Annotated in this window: 16 protein-coding genes and 1 tRNA gene; 6 read left to right on the forward strand and 11 right to left on the reverse strand. The window is 65.1% G+C overall.

The genetic code is table 11. The features are described 5' to 3' along the window. Positions 1–113 precede the first annotated feature (113 nt). From KME82_RS15920 to KME82_RS15940, 5 genes are all read right to left on the reverse strand, one after another. Positions 114–1,553 (reverse strand): ATP-binding protein, encoded by a 1,440-nt coding sequence (locus KME82_RS15920; protein WP_215494924.1) that lies wholly within the window; start codon positions 1,551–1,553, stop codon positions 114–116. Next, positions 1,550–2,239 carry a winged helix-turn-helix domain-containing protein gene (locus KME82_RS15925; protein WP_215494925.1) on the reverse strand — a complete coding sequence of 230 codons (690 nt, stop codon included), beginning with the start codon at positions 2,237–2,239 and terminating at the stop codon, positions 1,550–1,552. The genes KME82_RS15920 and KME82_RS15925 overlap by 4 nt, the downstream gene beginning before the upstream one ends. A 280-nt stretch (positions 2,240–2,519) precedes the next feature. After that, a tRNA-Leu gene (locus KME82_RS15930) sits at positions 2,520–2,604 on the reverse strand. Between the two features lie 186 nt (positions 2,605–2,790). Then, positions 2,791–3,555 (reverse strand): anti-sigma factor, encoded by a 765-nt coding sequence (locus KME82_RS15935; protein WP_215494926.1) that lies wholly within the window; start codon positions 3,553–3,555, stop codon positions 2,791–2,793. A 9-nt stretch (positions 3,556–3,564) separates the two neighbouring features. Continuing rightward, positions 3,565–4,149: a sigma-70 family RNA polymerase sigma factor gene (locus KME82_RS15940; protein ID WP_215494927.1), complete on the reverse strand. Its 585-nt coding sequence runs from the start codon at positions 4,147–4,149 to the stop codon at positions 3,565–3,567. A gap of 473 nt (positions 4,150–4,622) precedes the next feature. Between KME82_RS15940 and rnk the strand changes: the two genes are divergently transcribed. Further along, the gene (gene rnk / locus KME82_RS15945; protein ID WP_215494928.1) at positions 4,623–5,060 is read left to right on the forward strand and encodes a nucleoside diphosphate kinase regulator; all 438 of its coding nucleotides are present in this window, start codon (positions 4,623–4,625) and stop codon (positions 5,058–5,060) included. Positions 5,061–5,175: 115 nt separating this feature from the next. On the opposite strand, the gene KME82_RS15950 is transcribed toward rnk, so the two are convergent. The 3 genes from KME82_RS15950 to KME82_RS15960 form a co-directional block, all read right to left on the reverse strand. Continuing rightward, a complete protein-coding gene (locus KME82_RS15950) occupies positions 5,176–6,597 on the reverse strand; it encodes a heavy metal sensor histidine kinase (RefSeq protein WP_215494929.1) in 1,422 nt (473 codons plus the stop codon). Between the two features lie 7 nt (positions 6,598–6,604). Continuing rightward, positions 6,605–7,321 carry a heavy metal response regulator transcription factor gene (locus KME82_RS15955; protein ID WP_215494930.1) on the reverse strand — a complete coding sequence of 239 codons (717 nt, stop codon included), beginning with the start codon at positions 7,319–7,321 and terminating at the stop codon, positions 6,605–6,607. A gap of 430 nt (positions 7,322–7,751) precedes the next feature. Further along, a complete protein-coding gene (locus KME82_RS15960; protein WP_252255361.1) occupies positions 7,752–8,573 on the reverse strand; it encodes a glutaminyl-peptide cyclotransferase in 822 nt (273 codons plus the stop codon). A 153-nt stretch (positions 8,574–8,726) separates the two neighbouring features. Between KME82_RS15960 and parC the strand changes: the two genes are divergently transcribed. Continuing rightward, positions 8,727–10,970: a DNA topoisomerase IV subunit A gene (parC, locus tag KME82_RS15965; protein ID WP_215494931.1), complete on the forward strand. Its 2,244-nt coding sequence runs from the start codon at positions 8,727–8,729 to the stop codon at positions 10,968–10,970. Between the two features lie 170 nt (positions 10,971–11,140). On the opposite strand, the gene KME82_RS15970 is transcribed toward parC, so the two are convergent. Beyond that, positions 11,141–11,491 carry a nucleotide pyrophosphohydrolase gene (locus tag KME82_RS15970; protein WP_036112284.1) on the reverse strand — a complete coding sequence of 117 codons (351 nt, stop codon included), beginning with the start codon at positions 11,489–11,491 and terminating at the stop codon, positions 11,141–11,143. A 402-nt stretch (positions 11,492–11,893) separates the two neighbouring features. Between KME82_RS15970 and KME82_RS15975 the strand changes: the two genes are divergently transcribed. Together KME82_RS15975 and KME82_RS15980 are read left to right on the forward strand one after the other, a co-directional pair. Continuing rightward, a complete protein-coding gene (locus tag KME82_RS15975; RefSeq protein ID WP_215494932.1) occupies positions 11,894–16,570 on the forward strand; it encodes an RHS repeat-associated core domain-containing protein in 4,677 nt (1,558 codons plus the stop codon). 10 nt (positions 16,571–16,580) lie between these two features. Then, the gene (locus tag KME82_RS15980) at positions 16,581–17,072 is read left to right on the forward strand and encodes a hypothetical protein (RefSeq protein WP_215494933.1); all 492 of its coding nucleotides are present in this window, start codon (positions 16,581–16,583) and stop codon (positions 17,070–17,072) included. 176 nt (positions 17,073–17,248) lie between these two features. On the opposite strand, the gene KME82_RS15985 is transcribed toward KME82_RS15980, so the two are convergent. Both KME82_RS15985 and KME82_RS15990 read right to left on the reverse strand, forming a co-directional pair. After that, the gene (locus tag KME82_RS15985; RefSeq protein WP_215494934.1) at positions 17,249–18,280 is read right to left on the reverse strand and encodes a DJ-1/PfpI family protein; all 1,032 of its coding nucleotides are present in this window, start codon (positions 18,278–18,280) and stop codon (positions 17,249–17,251) included. A 117-nt stretch (positions 18,281–18,397) separates the two neighbouring features. Continuing rightward, positions 18,398–19,378, reverse strand: coding sequence for a GlxA family transcriptional regulator (locus KME82_RS15990; protein ID WP_215494935.1), 981 nt, complete (start codon positions 19,376–19,378; stop codon positions 18,398–18,400). A 315-nt stretch (positions 19,379–19,693) separates the two neighbouring features. On the opposite strand from KME82_RS15990, the gene KME82_RS15995 reads away from it, so the two are divergent. Continuing rightward, the gene (locus tag KME82_RS15995) at positions 19,694–20,029 is read left to right on the forward strand and encodes an ankyrin repeat domain-containing protein (RefSeq protein ID WP_215494936.1); all 336 of its coding nucleotides are present in this window, start codon (positions 19,694–19,696) and stop codon (positions 20,027–20,029) included. Between the two features lie 172 nt (positions 20,030–20,201). Further along, positions 20,202–20,375 (forward strand): hypothetical protein, encoded by a 174-nt coding sequence (locus KME82_RS16000; RefSeq protein WP_215494937.1) that lies wholly within the window; start codon positions 20,202–20,204, stop codon positions 20,373–20,375. Positions 20,376–20,538: the final 163 nt, after the last annotated feature.

Raw genomic sequence — 20,538 nt, forward strand, 5'->3', positions numbered from 1 at the left:
AACGCGACTTCAGTTGCAGTAGTTGATCGCCTGCGCAACGGTTCTAGACCGTGCGTAACACTGTGTAACCGGCTTGCGCGGCGCGCGGCCGCGCCGGCGCCGGACCGCGCGGTTCAGCACGAAGCCGCGGGATGCAGCGGATGGGTCGGAAGTTCGATCCGGAAACACGCGCCGCCCAGCGATGAAGGCACTACCGTCGCGCGGCCGCCGTGTTTCTCCGCGACCACCCGCACCAACGCCAGGCCCAGGCCGAAACCGTCGGGGTTCTTGCGCAATTGGGTGAATGGCAGGAACACCTGCTGGCTCAAGTCCTCATGCACGCCCTCGCCGTCGTCTTCGACGCGGAACACGGTGCAGTCGCCTTCCCGGACGACGCTGACCTCGATCGCCGAACGCGCATGCCGCAGCGCATTGGCGATCAGATTGCGCAAAGCCAGCTCCAGCGCGTCGCGATTGGCCATGACGCTGTCGACGGCGCCGCGGTCGAAACGCAGATGCAGCGTCGCCGGCGGCGCGAAGATGTCGGCCAGGTCGGCGAACAGCGCGCGCAGGTCGATCTCGCCGCGTTCGATCCCGACCATGCGGCCGATCCGCGCATAGGTGACGCTGTTCGCGGCCAGATGCTCCAGGCGCTGGATGTCCGCCTCCAGCCCGTGCTGCAGAGTCGCGCGCTCGCGCTCGTCGTCGGCCGACTCGAGCATTTCCAGGGCGAAACGCATGCGCGTGAGCGGCGTGCGGATCTCGTGCGCGACCGCCTGGGCGAGGATGCGCTGGCTTTCCAGCACCTGCTGCACCTGCTCGGCCATCCGGTTGAGCGCGTGGCCGAGCGGATTGACCAGGCGCGTGACCACTTCGGGCGCGCGCGCCTCCAGGTCGCCGGCGCTCAGCGCTTCGGCGGTCGCGCGCAGCTTGCGCAGGTCGCGCCAGAATCGGTAGACCAGGAAGTACAAGGGCAAGGCGATGGCGAGGAAATACATCGCCAGCATCACCAGCGAATCGACGAAATCCAGGTCGCGCCAGGGCACGCCCTGCACGATCACGTCGTCGAAATCGCCCAAGGCCACGACCCGGTCGGTGCCCGGCAGCCGCTGGTAGGTGTAGGCCTCGTTTTCGCTCTCCATGACCAGCGCGCCGTGTTGCAGGCGCTGCCATTCGGCGGTGGTCAAGCCCTCGCGCAACGAGGCGAGCGGGACCAGGTTCAGCGGATAGGCGAAATGCGCGCGCAACTCGTCGGTCAGCGCCGGCCACTGCGCCGGGTCGGTGTGCAGATAGCGCTGTTCGATCAGGTAGTGGGTGCCGCGCATCTGCGCTTGCGAGTAGTCGCGGCTGTTTTCGTCGGTGACGTAGATCCAGGCCGAGACGCCGCCGATGATGACCGCGGCGTAGATCAGCAGCACGATCAGGTAGTAGCGCACGAACAGGCCGAAATGGCCGTGCCGGGACTTGCCGGCCGAGCCCGCGCCGTCGGCGGCGAACATGCGGCGCAGCGGCGATGCCGGGCCGAGCCAGCGCCGGGCGCGATCGCCCCAGGCAAAGCCGCGCCAGGCGCTCACTCCCAGGCCGCCCGGTTGAACAGATACCCCTTGCCGCGCACGGTCTTGATCCGTTCGGGCTCTTCGGCCAGATCGCCGAGCTTGCGCCGCAGCCGCGAGATGCGCGCGTCGATCGAACGGTCCAGGCCGTCGAAATTGATCCCGCGCAGCGACTGCAGCAGGTCGTCGCGGCTGAGGATGTGGCCGGCGCGATCGGCCAGCAGCACCAGCAGGTCGAACTCGGCGGTGGTCAGTTCGATGCGCCGCGCGTGCAAGGTCGCCTCGCGGGTGCCGCGATCGATGCGCAGCTGGCCGAAGCACAGCAGGTTGCCGCCCTGGCGCGCGGCGCTGTCGCGGCGCAGGTGCGCGCGCAAGCGCGCCAGCAGCACCCGCGGCTCGATCGGCTTGCCGATGTAATCGTCGGCGCCCAGTTCCAGGCCCAGCACTTGATCGATATCGTCGGTGCGCGCGGTCAACATGCAGATGACCCCGGCGTAACGCGCGCGCACCGCGCGGCAGATCTCGAAGCCGTCCTGCCCGGGCAGGGAAATGTCCAGCAGCACCAGCGCCGGCCCGCGATCGAGGATCGCCTGCACCGCGCGCGCGCCGTCGGCCTCGACCGCGACGCAGTAACCGTGCTTGCCCAGGTAATGCGCGACCAGCGCGCCGAGGCGTTCGTCGTCTTCGATCAGCAGAATGTCGGTCATGGCGCAGCACGCTCGCGGTACGCCGCCGACCCCGAGGCACGATCGTCGGTGATCGCCGGAGCCGCTGTTGAGGCGTGATTCGGTCAATTATTGCCCGCGACGGCGCGATCAGCGGCGCTCGCGCGGCGCGGTCTTCAGCTGAAAGTCGGGCAGGCGGCGGCGCCCGGATGGGCGCACTGTGTGGGCGGGCGCGATGCGGACGCAGGAATCGCGGGCAACAAAAAACCCCGCGTGAGCGGGGTTTCTCGTTGGATCATCGCCGTGGCGATGACCGATGTAGTGGTGCCCAGGAGAGGACTCGAACCTCCACGGTTTTACCCGCTAGTACCTGAAACTAGTGCGTCTACCAATTCCGCCACCTGGGCCAATCGCTGCGGTTTCGATGAACCGTCGCCGCTGCGAGGAGGCGTATGTTGCGTTGCGGCGGCGCGGCTGTCAACGGTTGTGTCACAACTTTTTCACTCGATCGCCAGAACCCGCAACGGCAGCCCCGCCTGCGTCTGCCGTGGGCGGCGCCGGGCGTCAGGCCCGGCGCCGCGCGATCGCGGCCATTACAGCGAGATTCCGCCCTTGGCGACGATCGGACCGGTCGGCGCGGCATGCGGCACGCCGGCCGACGGTTCCAGGGTGATGGCCAGGGTCGCGCCGGCCACCAGCTTGGCGATCAACTCAGACGGAACCGCGACCGAATGGGCGACCTGGGTGGAAACCATGCCCAGCGAACGCGGCGCTTCGCCGCTCGGGATGATCCACAGCTCGGCGATCCGGCCCTGGGCGTCGGCCGGACCGGGCACCGGCACCATCAGCACCTTGCCGTGGCCGCGGTCGACCGTGGCGAGCCAGCCGGTGCTGCCGTCGTCGCGCGCCAGCAGGGTGACCGGACGGGTCAGCCCGGCTTCGTCGGGCGGCTGCACCGGCGGTTGCTGCACGATCACCGGCGGCTGGACCGGCGCCGGCCCGCGGCCGACGAACAGCGCGACCACCGCCAATGCGGCGGCGAGCGCGGCGGTCGCGCGCCAGAAGCCGACGCTGTTGAACAGCCCGCGCGGCGCGGCGCCCTGGACCGGCGACCAGCCCAGGCGCGTACGCAAGCGCGGCCACAGATGCGCGGGCACCGCGACCGGGTCGATCTCGGCGAGCAGCGCGGCGAGGCGGCGCTCCCAATCGGCGACCAACCGGGCGAACGCAGGCTCGGTCTCGATCCGCACCTCCGCCAGCCGGCGTTCGCGCAAATTCAATACGCCCAGCACGTACTCACCGGCATGCACATCCGCGCTCGGCGGCTCGCCATCGATATCGTGTTCACGAATGGTCATGGCTGCGCCTCACCGTTCCAGACAGGCGCGAAGTTGGATCAGGCCGCGCCGGATCCAGCTCTTGATGCTGCCCAGCGGCGAGCCGCTGCGCTGCGCCAGTTCCTCGTAGGTGGCGCCGTCGAAGAACGCCGTGCGGATCAGCTGTCGCCGGCGCGCATCGAGTTCCTCCATGCACAGCCGCAGGCGTTCGTTTTCGTCGGCGCTTTCGACCTGCGCCGACGGACTCGGCGCGGTGTCGGCGACTTCGTCGATCAACTCGATCGGCGCGCGCTTGAGCGAGGACGGCGCGGCGCGCAGACGATCGATCGCCTTGTTGCGCGCGATCATCGCAAGCCAGGTGATCGCGCTGGCGCGGCCGGGGTCGAACTGCCCGGCCTTGCGCCACACGATGGTGTAGACCTCCTGCAGCACGTCCTCGGCCTCGCTGCGCTCGGGCAGCAGGCGCAGGCACACGCCGAACAAGCGCGAGGAGGTTTCGCGATACAGGCGCTCGAACGCGCTCGCGTCGCCGCGCCCCACCGCGGTCAGCAATTCGCTGATCGGATCGGAGCCACCGGAGAATTCGGGGGACTGCGCGGCCGTGTAGTCGGTCATCTGCGTCTCGGTCGTGCGTGCCAAAACGGCACACTTTGGCTGGGATTCTAGTCGCGCTGCGGCCAGATTCGGCAAATACCCGCCGTCGGCATGAGCGAAGCGTGCGCCAGCGCGCGGTTGCGGGCCCGCCAGACGCGACCGCGCGGCCCGGCCGGCCCGGCCCGGCGGCAGCGGCCCGGTCGGCCGCCGCGAACGCGTCGACGAATCCCGCGCATCGGCCTTCGGGCGCGCGGTGCGGAACGGATTTGCGTTGTAGACGACGGCATCCATCGCGATTCACGAAACGGCCGCTGTTCGGCCCACGCGGATTGATACGGGCGGTGCGCGGCGATGGATGCGCGCATGCCCGAACGCGCGGCGGCGCGACGCGGCCAGCTTGATGAAGCCGGGCGTGCGGGCTATGGTCCGCAGCTACTCTCAGTCCACGGGTGGCGTACACGGTGCGTCGCCCGTTCTTGCTTTGGAGTTCCACCATGAACGACCGTCATCTGCCCCACCCGTCCGGCCTGCCTCCCCCGCTGGTGATTTCACGCCTGGATTGCGAGCGGCTCGAAGCGCTGCTCGAACACGCCTTGCCGGCGGGCATCGATGCGTCCGGCCTGCGCCGCGAACTCGACCGCGCCGAAGTAGTGGAACCCGCGCAGGTCCCCGCCGATGCGATCACGATGAACTCGGTGATCCGTTTCGTCGACGAGGCCAGCGGCGAAGAGCGCGAAGCCGCGCTGGTGTATCCGCGCGATGCCGACGGCAGCGCCGAACGTATTTCGATATTGGCCCCGGTCGGCAGCGCGTTGCTCGGCCTGCGGGTCGGCGCGCATATCGCCTGGCCGTTGCCGGGCGGACGCAGCGCGCGCCTGCGCGTGCTGGGCTTGCGTTATCAGCCCGAGGCGGCGGGCGACCTGCATCGCTGAGCATGTGTTTCGCGGTTTTTTGCCGCGGCGCATGGTCTTACGCTGGCGATGCTTCGGGAGCCGGGGCTGAAGCTCTCTCGCCGACTCCACCGCTTTCGCGAAGTCGCGCAGGCCGCTAAGCCGGCGAGTGCGGTTGCGGCGTCGCCAGGCTGAAACCCACCGTGGTGCGGCCTTCGCGACTGTCGGCGAACACCGTTCCGCCGTGCAGCGAGGCGATGGCCTTGACGATCGACAGGCCCAGGCCGTGATGCCGCTCGCCGCGATGTTCGCGGGCGGCGTCGACGCGATAGAAGCGGTCGAACATTCGCGCCAGATGCTGCGGCGGCACGCCCGCGCCGTGGTTGCGCACGGCCACGCGCGCGCCGCTGCCGCAGTCGCTGTGCGCCGCGTCGCCGCCGCGCAGTTCGACCACGATTTCCGAGCCCGGGGTCGCGTGCTGAACCGCGTTGTGCAGCAGATTGGTCATCGCGCGGCGGAACAGCGACGTGTCGATCCACGCATCGACCGCGCCGTCGATGCGCAACTGCATGCCCGCTTCCTCCAGCAGGTATTCGAGGAATTCCCCGGTCTTGGCGACTTCCTCGGCCAGCGGCACGCACACCCGGTCCAGGGCGATATCGCCCTGCCCGGCGCGCGACAGGAACAGCATGTCGTTGATGATGTCGCGCATGCGCTCGAGTTCTTCCAGGTTCGATTGCAGCACGTCTTCCAGTTGCGCCGCCTCGCGCGGTCGCGACAGCGCCACCTGGGTCTGGCCCATCAGATTGGTCAGCGGGGTGCGCAGTTCGTGGGCGACATCGGCATTGAACGCATCGAGCCGTGTGTAGGCCGCTTCCAGCCGATCGAGCGCGCCGTTGAAGGTCCCCGTCAGGCGCCCGAGTTCGGGCGGCAGCTGCGCCGGCTGCAAGCGTTGCGACAGATTGCTCGGGCTCAGGGTCTGCGCTTCGTTCGACAGCCGCTGCAACGGGCGCAGGCCGACCCGCGCGATCCAGTGCCCGAGCAGCGCGACCAGGCCGATGCCGCACACGCCCAGCGCCAGCATGATCAGGGTGAACCAGCGCAGCGCCGACACGTAGGGTTTCGAATCGATGGCGACCGACACCCGCACCGCGGGGCGATTGCCGAGCGCAGGCACCTGTTCCTGCAAGGTGCGATACGGGTATTCGGCGCCGGGCAGGAGCAAGCGGCCCATGCCCAGGTCGCGCCGGCTGGTCGCGGCGCTGATCGTCGGTTCGCCGTCGCCGATGCGGTAGTCCGGGTTCGAACTCCAGGCCCAGACCTTGGTGCTGCGGTCGCTGGAGATCAGGTTCTGCACTTTGTCCTCGACCTTGAGCCAGCGCTCGCGCGATTCGCACAAGGCCACGCTGCCGACGACGTAACGCAGCTTGGTCGCCAGTTCGGCGTGCTGGTAGCGCACGATCTGGGTCTGCAGCACGTGATACAGCGCCACCCCGACCAGCGCGAACACCAGCAGCGCGGCGAGCGCGAACATCGCCGCCAGGCGCTGGGCGATGGACAGATCGCGCACGCGCTTCATGCCGGCCTCATGCGCTGGTCCGTCCCGCGACCGGCGCGTCGTCGTCCTCGTCGCCTTCGCGCGCTTCGAGCACGTAGCCCATGCCGCGCACGGTGTGCAGCAGCTTGTTGCGGAACGGGCCGTCGATCTTCGCGCGCAGGCGCTTGATCGCCACTTCGACCACGTTGGTGTGGCTGTCGAAATTGATGTCCCACACCTGCGCGGCGATCACCGTCTTGGACAGGATCTGGCCGCGCCGCTGCGCCAGCAGGGCCAGCAGCGCGAACTCCTTGCCGGTCAGGTCGAGCCGGGTGGCGTCGCGGAAGGCGCGCCGCGCGAGCAGGTTGATCTGCAGGTCGCCGATCTGCAGCTCGGTCGGTTCCTGCTGGCGGCCGCGCCGCACCAGCGCCTGCAACCGCGCCAGCAGTTCGATGAAGGAGAACGGTTTCACCAGATAGTCGTCGGCGCCCGCGCCCAGACCGTGGACGCGATCGTCGATGCGGTCGCGCGCGGTCAGCATGATCACCGGGGTCTGCTTGCGCAGGCGCAGTTCGCGCAGCACCGCGAAACCGTCCATGCCGGGCAGCATCACGTCGAGCACGATCACGTCGTAGTCGAGCTCGCGCGCCAGGTGCAGGCCGGTGGTGCCGTCGCGCGCGACGTCGACCGCCCAGCCCTGCTCGGCCAGACCGTCGCGCAGGTAGTCGGCGGTCTTGGCTTCGTCCTCGACGATCAGCAATTTCATTGCAGCGGCTTCATTGCGGCGTGGATGTCCTGGCGGTGGCCCGGCATGAGCCATCGTACAACCGCGCCAGGCGGCGGACGGAATAGGTGGCGGCGCCCCTGGGGAAACGCCGCCGATGGCGCCCGTGGGGAGGACAGGGGCCATCGGGCGACTCTAGGCCGGCGCGGCCTACGCCACGCTGTCGCCTGGCTGACAAATTCGTCAGGTAACGCCGATGGCGCGGCGAATCAGGCGCAGGTTTTTTGTGGGAGGGAGCTTCAGCCCCGATGCTCTTGTTTCCGCTCGCTGCGCGATGCATCGTCGAGCCCGAGGCGCTCCCGAGGCGCTTGGATGGACTCGCCATGCGACCGCATCGCGATCGGAACGAAAGGCGTCGGGGCTCAAGCCCCTCCCACCACAGCGAGCACTACAACGCCGCGCGGCGCGGCGCTCAGCGCTTGTCGGTCGGTTTCGCCGCCGGCACCCGCTGGATCTCGAACAGGTCCGGCCACAGCTTGCCGGTCACGAACAGACGATCGCGCGCGGCGTCGTAGGCGATGCCGTTGAGCACGTCGGCGCCGCGGTGCGGGCGGCCGTGCTCGCGCAGCAGCCCGCTCAGGTCGATCCAGCCGAGCACGTGGCCGGTCTTGGGATCGATCCGCGCGATCCGGTCGGTCTGCCAGACATTGGCGTACAGCTCGCCCTTGACCCACTCCAGCTCGTTGAGCTGGTCGATCGGGCGGCCCTCGTCGCTGACGTCGATGCGCGCGCGCTCCTTCAGCGTCTTGGGGTCGAGCACGCGGATCTGCGCACTGCCGTCGCTCATGTACAGCGCCTCAGTCGAACGGGTCAGGCCCCAGCCCTCGCCCGGGTAGGCGAAGGTGCCGGCCTGGTCGAAACCGGGCAGATTCAGCACGTAGCCGAAGCCGGAGGTCCAGGTCAGCACCAGCAGTTGCTGGCCGCGGTCGGTCATGCCTTCGCCGAACACCGACGCCGGCAGGTCGGTCTTGTGCAGGACCCGGCCGGTGTCCAGCTCGACCTTGCGCACCGAGGAGTGACCGTTCAGGCCGGTGCTTTCGTACAAAAAGCCGTCCTTGAAGATCAGGCCCTGGGTGAAGGCCTGCGGGTCGTGCGGATAGCTCGCCACCACCCGGTAGGAATCGACCGGGACATGGCCGCGCGCCTGCGCCGGCCCCTGCGAACAGGCGGCGGCGAAGGCCAGGATCGCCGCGGCGACGGCCGGCGAACGCATCCACAACAGGCTCACGGGCATGGGCGACTCCCTTTGCAGGCCCGCGACGGGCCATCGACAGGCCGCCGAGGATACCGCCAAAGCCTTGTGCGGCCTGCATCGGCTCGCCGTCGCACCCGGTGAAACGCGTCCGCGGGTAGAATCCCCGGTCTGCCCTACCCGCCTCAAGGTTCCATGACTGATCCCGTACGTCCGGTGTTCCACGGCTTCGAACAGATTCCCTTGCGCGAGTACGCCGAGCGCGCCTACCTCGACTACTCGATGTACGTGGTCCTGGACCGCGCCCTGCCCTTCATCGGCGACGGCCTCAAGCCGGTGCAGCGCCGCATCATCTACGCGATGAGCGAGCTCGGCCTCAACGCCGGGGCCAAGCCCAAGAAGTCCGCGCGCACCGTCGGCGACGTGATCGGTAAGTACCATCCGCACGGCGACAGCGCCTGTTACGAGGCGATGGTGCTGATGGCGCAGCCGTTCTCGTACCGCTATCCGCTGGTCGAGGGCCAGGGCAACTTCGGTTCCAGCGACGATCCCAAGTCGTTCGCGGCGATGCGTTACACCGAATCCAAGCTGACCCCGATCGCCGAAGTGCTGCTGGGCGAACTCGGCCACGGCACGGTCGACTGGACGCCCAACTTCGACGGCACCCTGGAAGAGCCGACCTGGATGCCGGCGCGCCTGCCGCACCTGCTGCTCAACGGCACCACCGGCATCGCGGTCGGCATGGCCACCGACGTGCCGCCGCACAACCTCAACGAAATCGTCAGCGCCTGCGTGCGCCTGCTCGACGACCCGGACGCGACCACCCGCGACCTGTGCGAGCACGTGCTCGGCCCGGACTACCCGACTCCGGCCGAGATCATCACCTCGCGCAGCGACCTGCTGCAGATGTACGAAACCGGCCTGGGCAGCGTGCGCGCCCGCGCCATCTTCGAGAAGGACGGCGCCAACATCGTCGTCACCGCACTGCCGTACCAGGCCTCGCCGGGCAAGGTGATCGAACAGATCGCCACCCAGATGCGGGCCAAGAAGCTGCCGTGGCTGGAGGACATCCGCGACGAGTCCGACCACGCCAACCCGACCCGCATCGTGCTGGTGCCGCGCTCCAACCGCGTCGATGTCGAACAGCTCATGGGCCATCTGTTCGCGACCACGGACATGGAGAAGAGCTTCCGGGTCAACATCAACATCATCGGCCTGGACGGCCGCCCGCAGGTCAAGGGCCTCAAGGCGCTGCTGAGCGAGTGGCTGAGCTTCCGCACCGACACCGTGACCCGCCGCCTGACCCATCGCCTGGACAAGGTCGAGCGCCGCCTGCACCTGTTGGAAGGCTTGCTGGTCGCGTTCCTCAACCTCGACGAAGTCATCCGCATCATCCGCACCGAGGACGAACCGCGCGCGGTGCTGATGGCGCGCTTCGGCCTGAGCGAGGAGCAGACCGACTACATCATGGAAACCCGGCTGCGCCAGCTCGCGCGCCTGGAGGAAATGAAGATCCGCGGCGAGCAGGACGAATTGCAGAAAGAACGCGAACAGCTGATCGCCCTGCTCGGCAGCAAGGCCAAGCTCAAGAAGCTGATCAAGGACGAACTGATCGCCGATGCGAAAAAGTTCGGCGACGCGCGCCGTTCGCCGCTGGTCTCGCGCAGCGCCGCGCAGGCGCTGTCGGAAACCGAACTGGTCGCCAGCGAGCCGATGACCGTGGTCATCAGCGAAAAGGGCTGGGTGCGCGCGGCCAAGGGCCACGAGATCGACGCGGCCACCTTGAGCTATCGCGACGGCGACAGCCTGCTCGGCGCCGCGCGCGGTCGCAGCACGCAGCAGGTCGCGTTCCTGGATTCGACCGGTCGTTCGTATTCGGCGTTGATCCACAGCCTGCCTTCGGCGCGCGGCAACGGCGAACCGTTGACGGGGCGGTTCGCGCCTGCCGCGGGGGCTTCGTTCCAGGCGCTGGCGGCCGGCGACAACGACATGCGTTTCGTTCTGGCCAGTTCGCATGGCTACGGCTTCGTCACCCGCTTCGAAAACCTCACCGGCCGCAACAAGGCCGGCAAGGCGATGCTGTCGCTCACGCCGAACGCCAAGGTCCTGCAACCGGCGCAGATCGGCGATGTCGAGCAAGACCGCGTGGTCGCGGTGACCAACGTCGGCCACCTGCTCGCCTTCCCGGTCAACGAACTGCCGGAACTCGACAAGGGCAAGGGCAACAAGATCATCGACATCCCCAAGGCCAAGCTCGGCACCGAGCGCGTGGTCGCGGTGGCGGTGGTCGCGCCGGGCACCACGCTCAGCATCAAGTCGGGCGCGCGCACGATGAGCCTGTCGTTCAAGGAACTCGAGCCGTACCTGGGCGCGCGCGCGACGCGCGGCGGTTTGTTGCCGCGCGGCTGGCAGAAGGTCGAAGGGCTGGCGGTGGAGTGATCGTCGGGTTGCGGTGAGGCCTTGGGTCTCGCGGCGCGCATCATCGTCGCAAGCATTGAAAAGCCGCCCCGTGAAAAGGCGGCTTTTTCATGGGCCGCGTTTGCGAGTTGAACGACAACAGCGGCGAAGCCCGGGACCGGAATGGTCGAAGCCCGCGGCGGCGGCGCGGCTCACCCCTCGGTAATCTTGGCGATACGCCCCTTCGTATGCTCGACCGGATACTTCTTCGCGTTCGCGATCATCTTGCGCCGCGCGGCGGCGACCAGATCGATGTCCAGGCGCATCGACAACTGCAGCAGATACAGGAAGACATCGGCCATTTCCGCGGCCACCTCGGACCGCTTGGGCTCGTCCAGCGCCCAGCTTTGCGCCTCGGTCAGCCACTGGAAATGCTCCAGCAGCTCGGCCGCCTCCACCGACAAGGCGCAGGCCAGGTTCTTGGGCGTGTGGAACGCCCCCCATTCGCGCTCGTCCGCGAAGCGGCGCAGGTCGGATTGCAATGATTCGATCTCGGTGCTCATGGGGCCGGGGGCTCCTCGATGGTTGACTCATCGTAACTGTGCCGCGCGGCCGGCCGTGACAGCCGCCGTCTGCAAACGCCAGATTGGCGCACGAGCGGCAACCAGATTCAGCCCCCGCCTCGAAGCCCTCAGTCGCCAGAATTGGCAGAATCTCGTACATAGATACGCTTGCGTATGACACTGTTTCTGCAGAATGATCGCCGTAGCGGCCGCAAGGACAGTCGGGCCGCCCCACCCGCCAAGGACAGGTCGCCCGTGGCACACCCTTCTCCCGTTCGACCGCTCCGCCCGGCCCCTGATGCCGGCGCGGCGCGCACCGCACCGCCATCACCGCGCTGACGCGATCAGCCGCATCAGGCGTTACCGCCTGACCTAAGCATCCGTGACAAAAGGAGTTGCATCGTGAAAGAACCCACAAGGACGCGGGTCGGACCGGGCTCCCCCCGGCCCGACCGTTCCGTAAGCACTTATCGCATCAGACAGCTATGGCCGGCGGCCGCGATCCTGCTGGCCTCACTCCTGTCGCCCCCCGTGCTCGCTCAAGAAAGCGGGCACAAGTGGACGCACTACGAACTGGAAACCACGCACAACACGCAGCAGCAAGCGCTGGCTTCCGCTCGGGCACAATCCGGCGGCGGCTATCAGTACATGACCGCGATCAAGAAGCGCGCGATCACGGAAACCGAAGTCGAGTTGACCTACGGGATTCCGACCGAGATATCCCAGGTCAACGAGTGGACGTACACGGTCGTCGGCATTGATGTTACCGGCCCCGAGCAGACCTTCGTAGACGCACTCAAGGCCAAGTACGACCAGCAGAGCACCGATCGCGGCTGCACCCCGAACACCACCATTACCCGGGGCGCCGAATGGGCGACGTTGAATCAATGGTCGGATGGCGTAAGCCAGCGTCAGCAGGCCGGATACAACGTCAAATGGAACCGCAAATCGTCGGGAACCTGTTCTCTCTACAGCGATATCGAGTTCGCGGTGCGGCTGCGCACGCGCTGCTCAAACCAATACGTGACCTGGAATGCTTCGAACAACACCTGCTCGGATGATTTTTACGTCGCCCGCCTGACCGCGCCACCGCTTTACTGCGACAGTTGCACCTTGGTCGGCGACCCGGTCGATTTCTCCACCGGCGACCAGTACGAGACCGAGAACGATATCGACCTGAGCTGGATTCGCTTCGATCGCTATTACCACTCGGTCACGTCCAACGCGGCGGCAGGGTTCGGCTACGGCTGGACCCATTCACACGATATCCGGCTGGCGATCCAGGGCACTACCGATCCGACCCTCGGTTTGGTCCAGGCCAACGGCTCGCACCTGCCGTTCCGTAAATTCAGCACCTACTACGAAGCTGTTGACGGCAGCGGCGACCGGATCACCGCGTCCGGGACCAATTGGGTGCTGCAACAGTCCAGCGGCACCCTGACCTTCAATGCCGCAGGCCAGTTGCTTGAGCAGCGCGCGGACAACGGTACCTCGTTGACCTATGGCTACGATGTTGTCGGCCGTCTGATCACGATCACTCATTCGACCGGACGTTCGTTGGTCATCGCCTATTCCGGCGTTTCGGCCAACGCTTCGATCGCTTCGATCTCATCGGCAGGCGAGGTAGAGGTCAGCTATGGCTACAACACCAACGGCCAGGTTCAGACAGCCCAATACTTCGGCGGCACCCGCACCTATCACTACGAAGACCCGAATTTTCCGTACAACTTGACCGGTGTTACCGTCGGGGATGGTCAGCGCTACAGCACCTTCGCCTACGACGCGCAGGGTCGGTCGATCAGCGCTCAACTGGCCGGCGGCGCCGATGGCGTGACCGTGGCTTATTCGGCACAGGGCGGCGCTGTGGTCACCGACGCCTTGGGCGATGCGACCGACTACAGCCTGACGACCGCTGGGGCCGCCACTAAGCCGCGGAAGGCCGGCGACCTGACCGACAGCAAGGGCACCGTCGAACGGAAATACTATGACGATGGATCGGACTTTCGACGCCGAATCAATACAGTCAAAGACCGCAACGGCACCACGACCAAGCACACTTACACGGACGCCAACGATCCAGTCACCGGCCAGCCCGCCTGGACGCATGCCATCACCGAGGCGTACGAAACATCCTTGGCGCGCACCCGTGAAGAACGCCGCGACAGTACCAGCAATCGTACTTTGTTGACCAAAGTCGGCAATCGCGAGACTCGTATCACCCGCAACGCCCGCCTGCAACCGGTGAGCGTGACCATACGCGACACGACCACCAATCAAACGCGCACCACGGCCTACAGTTATTGCGAAGCGGCAGACGTCGCAGCCAGCAACAGCACCTGCCCGATTCTGGGCATGCTCAAGTCGGTCGACGGTCCGCGCACCGACGTCAACGATGTCACGACCTTCGTCTACTACGGCAGCGACGACAGCACCTGCGCCAGCACGCCTGCCTTATGCACGTATCGCAAGGGCGACCTGCGCAAGGTCACCAATGCGCTGGGCCGTTCCGTTGAGACTCTCGGCTACGACCCGATGGGCCGACCGCTATCGGTGCTGGACCCCAATGGCGTGGTCACCGATTACGAGTACGACCCGCGTGGCCGACTGAAAGCTGTCAAGGAACGCGGCGCTGACGACAATGCTGAAAGCGACGATCGGATCACCCGAATCAGCTATTGGGCGAACGATCTGATCCAATCGTTATTTCCGCCAGGCGATGTACAGACGACCTACTTCTACGACGCGGCGCAGCGCCTGACAGTCATTTCTAACGGTGAAGGCGAAATCGTCTACACCCTGGACAAGGCAGGCAATCGCAAGAAGGAAGATACCAAGACCGTTGGCAGCCAGCTGACACGTACCCTGTCGCGGGTCTACAACACGCTTGGGCAGCTGACCGCGCTAAAGGACGCTTCACAGAACGCCACCAGCTTTACTTACGACGTCGACGGCAATCCCGACCTGACTACCGATGCTTTGGGCCGCGTAGTCAACCAGGACCACGATTCATTGAACCGCCTCACCAGCACCTTGCAGCAGATCAACGGAGAATCCGTCCAGACTCAGCTTGAGTACAACATGCTGGACCAAGTCACGAAGGTGACCGATCCCAACGGCCTGAACACGCTGTACGCCTATAACGGATTCGGCGACCAGACCCAGCTGACCAGTCCCGACAACGGCATCGCGAACTACACCTACAACAGCGCCGGCCTGCTGGCGACCAAGCAAGACGCTAATGACGCTGCGCCGCATCGTTACGTCTACGATGCGTTGAACCGTCCTACGGCTGTGTTCTATACCGCCGCGGGCGCCGCGGATGTGGAGTACGACTACGACACGGTCAACAGCACCTGTGCAGCGGGCGAAACCTTCGCGCTGGGCCGAGTCTCGGCAATGCGCACGGAAGGTACGGAGCTGAAGTACTGCTACGACCGCTTCGGCCAAGTGGTGCGCAAGGTGCAGAGCATCGGCAGCCAGAGCTTCACTCTGCGCTACGCCTACACCCCGACTGGCCGTCCGAAGTCGGTGACCTACCCCGATGGGGCGATTGCTGAATATGAGTACATCGGACACGGACGCATTGGGAAAATCAACGTGACGCCGGCAGTCGGTCCGGCCACCGTTCTGCTCAGGGATGCGATATACCAGCCGTTCGGCCCGACGCTGGGCTGGACGTACGGGAATGGCCGACTCCTCCAGCGCGACTACGACCTTGACTATCGGCCTAAATCCATCCTCGATACCGCCAGTGGCGGCCTGTCGCTGGGCTACGGCTACAACACGGTCGGCGACCTGACCGAGCTCAAGGACGGCTTGCTCAGCACCTTCCAGGCGAAGTACGACTACGACGCGCTGGGCCGCCTTACTGTGACCCGGGACGGGACCAGTAATGACGCGTTGGAAAGCTATGAATACGACAAAACCGGCAACCGCAAGAAACTGACGCACGGCACGGTTGAGGAGGATTATGTCTATCCCACCACCAGTCATCGCCTGACCAGTATCAATACCGTTGGTGGCAGCAATATCACCCGCAGCTACGACGCCATCGGCAACACCATCGCCATCGGCGGCACCGCCAAGGAGTACGTGTACAACGCCAACGACCGCATGAAGCAGGTCAAGCAAGGCGGCGTGGTGACTAGGAGCTATCGCTACAACGCCAAGGGCGAGCGGGTCGCGGCGATCAACGGCGATACCGGGCCGGTGACAACCTATACGCTGTACGACGAAGGCGGCCAGTGGATCGGCGACTACGACAGCACGGGCGCCACGATCCAGCAGGCGATCTGGATGGGCAACCTGCCCGTCGGTCTGTTGGACGGTGCGGGAACCGCGCAGTCATTGAAGTACATCGAACCCGACCACCTGGGTACGCCGCGTGCGGTCGTCGATCCGAACCGCGGCACGACCGGTGTTGCGATATGGACGTGGGATGCGAAGAGCGAGGCGTTCGGCAACAGTCCGCCTAATCAGGACCCGGACCAGGACGGCACCGCGTTCGTGTTTAATATGCGGTTTCCGGGACAGCGTCACGACCCGAGTACGGGGCTGAGCTACAACTACTATCGCGATTATGATCCAAGCGTAGGGCGTTATATTCAGGCTGACCCAATCGGGCTCAAAGGTGGGCTAAACCTTTTTAGCTATGTTGGTAGCTCACCATTGTTCCACACTGATTTTTTCGGCCTGCAATCCAACACGGTTGTGTGCGGTCGAGATGGCACCCTTGTTGTTAAAGTCGATGGCGGTCAGACTGAACAATGCGGGATCAAGGCTTGCCTTATCGAACATGAGCAGTGCCATGCGAAGGAGATGGCAGCCGACCAGGGCATCGTAGAATTCTGTTCGGTCCCAGCTAACGAAGGAGAAGCCATCAACCTTATGGATTTTGGCAAATGGCCACAAAAGCAGGCCCTTGAACTCAGTGGCACCGCAGCGGAACTTGCATGCCTACAAAAACTGAGGAGAAAGGAGAGCAGCACCTGTAGAAAACAGATCGATGAACGAATTAAAGACGTTCAGAAGAACAGAACCCAATGCGAAGCAAGCGCCAAGAGATGCGTCTTCAAATAAGGACAATCGCATGAAGAAGTTACTGCTATTGTTTTTTCTAATACCCTCTCTGCAGGCAGCGGCCATGGAATCAAGATTCACCATGACCACGAGCTCAAATATCGACATAAGCAGGGGCGATGCAACACTAAATTTTGACCTTGCATTTTCAGGGTCGAAACCAATCGTGCTTGCGAGAAGCTCGATCCCAGGAGTGCAGAAGGATGCCATCTGGATTGGTGTCGATTTCTTTCCAGTGTCCGGCGAAAATTTTCACCCCTGTCCAGAACCGGTGGAAAAAATTTTTATAAATGACGGTTTGCTAGGAACCGCTACGATACAGCCCGGCCAGTCAATGCGGGAAGTGGTCAAGCTTTCAGATCGGTATTCAAATATCGGAGACATCCTAGGAAAGTGCGATCTGGTGGTTTTTTGGAGTTATAAACCGAAGTTAGAAACCGGCGACTATTCTGAGCGATTGGCAGGTGCATTCGTCTTGCCGGCTACAGCGAGTAACCCGTAAATCTCGGACGCGCTGAAAAAGAGCCCGAATGCGGGCTCTTTTTTTGCACTGAACTTCGACCCCTGAAGAAATTACTACAAAATTTTTCAGGCCAGCCACCTTTTCCGGGACTCGATTCTTCAATGGAAGAAGTCCGATCATCGGCGGCAAATCAAGCTTTGATTGCCCTTCGGTCATTACTCATCCGCACCCGGCACAGATGCATCGTCCACCCCCAACGTCATCTCGATCTCGTAGCTGCCAGCCACATCGGACGAATACGTGCCCAACGCCATGACGATCCGATGGCCTTCCTGCTCACCGCGCCAGCGCAAGCTACTCGACGCCGGTTCGCGCGTCCACCCGCCCGTCTTGTCGACGCCGGCATCGATCAACTCGGACAGCGCCTTCGCCGAGGTCGCGGTGGTGACCCGGTAGCGGATGCGCCATTGCCGCGCGTCGCCGACCGAGATCAGGCCTTCGAACTTGATGTCTTTCGGCCAGGCGACGACGGTGGAAAACTGCTTGGGGAAATAGCGATCGGCCATCTTGCTGCGCACGAAGCCGTGCTCGCGCTGCCAGTCGTACTCCAGGTGCAGCGCGGTCCCACGGGCGAACTGTTCGCCGCGCACTTTCTCGACCACGTGCAAGGCCGCGTCGATGCCCGACGACAGGCCGGCGGCGGTGATGAACTTGCCGTTGTCGGCCCAGCGCACGTCGGAGATCACCTCGATCTTCGGGAACTGCGCCGCCAAGCCTTCGATCGCCGGCCGGAATGTCGTCGCCTTGAGTCCGTCGAGCAATCCGGTCGCGCCGAGGATGAACGCGCCGGTGCAGACCGACAGCACGTAACGCGACGGCGCCGAGCGCGCGTGGATGAAGTCGAGCACGGCGGTATTTTTCTGCGCGTCCTCGACGTCGCCGCCGGGGATCAGCAGCACATCGAAGGCCGGCGCGTCGGCGAAACGGGTGTCCGGCGTGACCGTCAATCCCATCGCGGTCTTGACCGGCTTGCCGTCCGCCGACATCGTCGTCACCCCGAAACCGGCGGTGCCGAAGACCTCGTACGGCCCGGCGAAATCGATGATCTGCACGCCGTCGAATAAGACGATACCCACCCGCACCTCCGGTTTGGAATGCGGCGCGTGCGCGGCCCAGGCCGACAGCGGCAACAGCAGGAGCAACAGCGACAGCCACCACGTCGCCACGGTCGTCGATCGAGCGCGCATTCAACTAACCTTCGAAATCGTCCGGAAGGCGGTCAGCGTGCGCAAACACGGGGTGCAAAGGCGGACATCGAAGCCGCGCTTTCGGACATCGGCGACCGGCCGGCCTCACCGCCCCGCTCAGGGCGAACCGAAGCGCTCGCGGTAATCGCTCGGGCGGATGCCGAGTTGGCGCACGAACGCGCGCCGCATCGCCTCGTCGGATGCGAACCCGCAATCGGACGCGATCCGCTTGAACTCCTTGCGGGTGCTTTCCAGCAACGGTTTAGCCGCTTCGACCCGCAGTTGCTCGATGTACTTCTGCGGCGTGGTGCCGAACACCGACTGGAACCGCCGGCCGAATTGACGCGGGCTCATATGCACCTGCTGCGCCAGCCGTCCCACGTCCAGGCGCGAGCGCAGATGCTCGCGCACCCACGCGGCCAGTTGCGCGAACTGATCGGGCAGATCGAGTTCGTCCAGTTGCCGGCTGAACTGGCTCTGCCCGCCCGAGCGCTTGCTCACCATCACCATGCGCTTGGCGACCTTCAGCGCCAGCGGCATGCCGTGATCCGCGGCGACCATCGCCAACGCCAGATCCATGCCGGCGGTGATGCCGGCCGAGGTCCAGACCGCGCCGTCGCGGGTGTAGATCGCATCGGCCTCCACCTGCACCCGCGGATAGCGCTGGCGCAGCTCGGCCAGATCGCGCCAATGCGTGGTCGCCTTGCGGCCGTCGAGCACACCGGCCTCGGCCAGCAACAAGGCGCCGCTGCACACCGACGCGATCCGCCGCACCCGCGGCGCGATCTCGCGCAGCCAACGGACCAGTCCGGCGTTCGCGCGCACGCGGTCCAACGCATCGCCCATGCCGCCGCTGACCAAGAGCGTGTCGACGGCGTCGGGCACTTGCGAGCACCGCAGGTCCGGCAGCAATTGCATCCCCGACGCCAGCACGACCGGACCCGATTTTTCCGCCACCACATGCAGCCTGTACAACGGCCCGCAGGCCGGATCGTCCTCCTGCGCCTGCCGGCTGGCCAGCGCGAACACCTCCAGCGGCCCGCTGATGTCCAGCGACTGCGCGTCGGCATACACCAGCATGCAAATGATCTTGGGCACGGCGTGGGTCGGTGGGGAAGGCGCTCAGGATGGACCAGAAGGCGGATGGAGGGAATCGTGGAGAAGCGATGGCAATCGGCGTTCGGTCCAACGGCAGATCATGGCGTGCGATCGCTGTCGATTCGATACACCAGCTACAGACAAATCGACCCAGGCATCTGAACCGCTTGCCAAACCCACGCGCAACGGCATCATGGATTCGCACTGGGCGCAAGCCATCGCCCTCGCCCACGGGCCCGACAAACGCTGCCGGCAGGAGCACGACGCACGGAAGACAAGCTCGAAAAATTGCTCGACACATATCGCTCGCACGAAATGTTCGTCGACTTCGACATCCAAAGTTTTGAGGATCGTGGCGACGACGCGGAGACACCCTTGCACCTCGCCGCCCTCAACGGGGAGCTCGACGATCTCCTGCTCATGCTGCCGACCATCTCGAACATCGACTCTCCTGGCGGAATCGGGCATACGCCGCTTCACTACGCGATCATGTTCGGACATGCCGCGGTCATCGATGTTCTGCTGAACCACGGCGCAAGCTTGTCGGCCCAGAATGACTACGGCGATCGCCCGCTTGATCTGGTGAAGACGAATCGCGACGAGGTGCTTGCGACGATCCTGAAACATCGGCCAGATGCCGTGTGTCAGTAAGGCAAACGATACGGCCGCCACCGCTGTTTGCCGAATCGGCCGGAATGATTGCATCGCTCCAGACAGTTCCATTTTCGCGACCCGACCGGCGCCTGCGCGAGCGTAGGCTGGGACTCACGTGCTCAGTGCGCGGCGCGGGCATCGGCTCGCGCAATCCGAACCGGAGGTAGACATGAATCGCGAACAAGCCGAACAAGTCGCAGCGCATCTGGCTGCGGGCATGCTGGCCAGCGGGCAGTACGCCATGACCGACGATACCGGCAACGATGCCGAGTTCGCCGCGTCGTTGTATCAGGCCATCGTCGAGAAGTTGCTGGTGTCGCGCGCGGGAGGCGGTGGGGGCTGATGGGCTGAGTTGTTTTGGGATTCGGCGAAGCCTGGGACGGCTACCGTGTCTATGCAGGCACGAAGTTCGGCGCAGCGATTTTCGTCATGAAATGCGGAGTGACGGCGGTCTGAGCGAAGGGCGTCGGGGCTCAAGCCCCTCCCACAAAGTACATCGCGGCCAC

Origin of the sequence: Lysobacter capsici (assembly GCF_018732085.1) — a bacterium.
GTDB classification, from domain to species: Bacteria; Pseudomonadota; Gammaproteobacteria; order Xanthomonadales; family Xanthomonadaceae; genus Lysobacter; species Lysobacter capsici_A.

What these genes read in the sequence shown, in the direction of transcription:
- KME82_RS15925 (WP_215494925.1), bottom strand. Translation starts at nt 2,239, where the DNA reads ATGACCGACATTCTGCTGATCGAAGACGACGAACGCCTCGGCGCGCTG.
- parC (WP_215494931.1), top strand. Translation starts at nt 8,727, where the DNA reads ATGACTGATCCCGTACGTCCGGTGTTCCACGGCTTCGAACAGATTCCC.
- KME82_RS15935 (WP_215494926.1), bottom strand. Translation starts at nt 3,555, where the DNA reads ATGACCATTCGTGAACACGATATCGATGGCGAGCCGCCGAGCGCGGAT.
- KME82_RS15985 (WP_215494934.1), bottom strand. Translation starts at nt 18,280, where the DNA reads ATGCGCGCTCGATCGACGACCGTGGCGACGTGGTGGCTGTCGCTGTTG.
- KME82_RS15970 (WP_036112284.1), bottom strand. Translation starts at nt 11,491, where the DNA reads ATGAGCACCGAGATCGAATCATTGCAATCCGACCTGCGCCGCTTCGCG.
- KME82_RS15955 (WP_215494930.1), bottom strand. Translation starts at nt 7,321, where the DNA reads ATGAAATTGCTGATCGTCGAGGACGAAGCCAAGACCGCCGACTACCTG.
- KME82_RS15960 (WP_252255361.1), bottom strand. Translation starts at nt 8,573, where the DNA reads ATGCCCGTGAGCCTGTTGTGGATGCGTTCGCCGGCCGTCGCCGCGGCG.
- KME82_RS15950 (WP_215494929.1), bottom strand. Translation starts at nt 6,597, where the DNA reads ATGAAGCGCGTGCGCGATCTGTCCATCGCCCAGCGCCTGGCGGCGATG.
- KME82_RS16000 (WP_215494937.1), top strand. Translation starts at nt 20,202, where the DNA reads ATGAATCGCGAACAAGCCGAACAAGTCGCAGCGCATCTGGCTGCGGGC.
- KME82_RS15980 (WP_215494933.1), top strand. Translation starts at nt 16,581, where the DNA reads ATGAAGAAGTTACTGCTATTGTTTTTTCTAATACCCTCTCTGCAGGCA.
- KME82_RS15940 (WP_215494927.1), bottom strand. Translation starts at nt 4,149, where the DNA reads ATGACCGACTACACGGCCGCGCAGTCCCCCGAATTCTCCGGTGGCTCC.
- KME82_RS15995 (WP_215494936.1), top strand. Translation starts at nt 19,694, where the DNA reads ATGTTCGTCGACTTCGACATCCAAAGTTTTGAGGATCGTGGCGACGAC.
- rnk (WP_215494928.1), top strand. Translation starts at nt 4,623, where the DNA reads ATGAACGACCGTCATCTGCCCCACCCGTCCGGCCTGCCTCCCCCGCTG.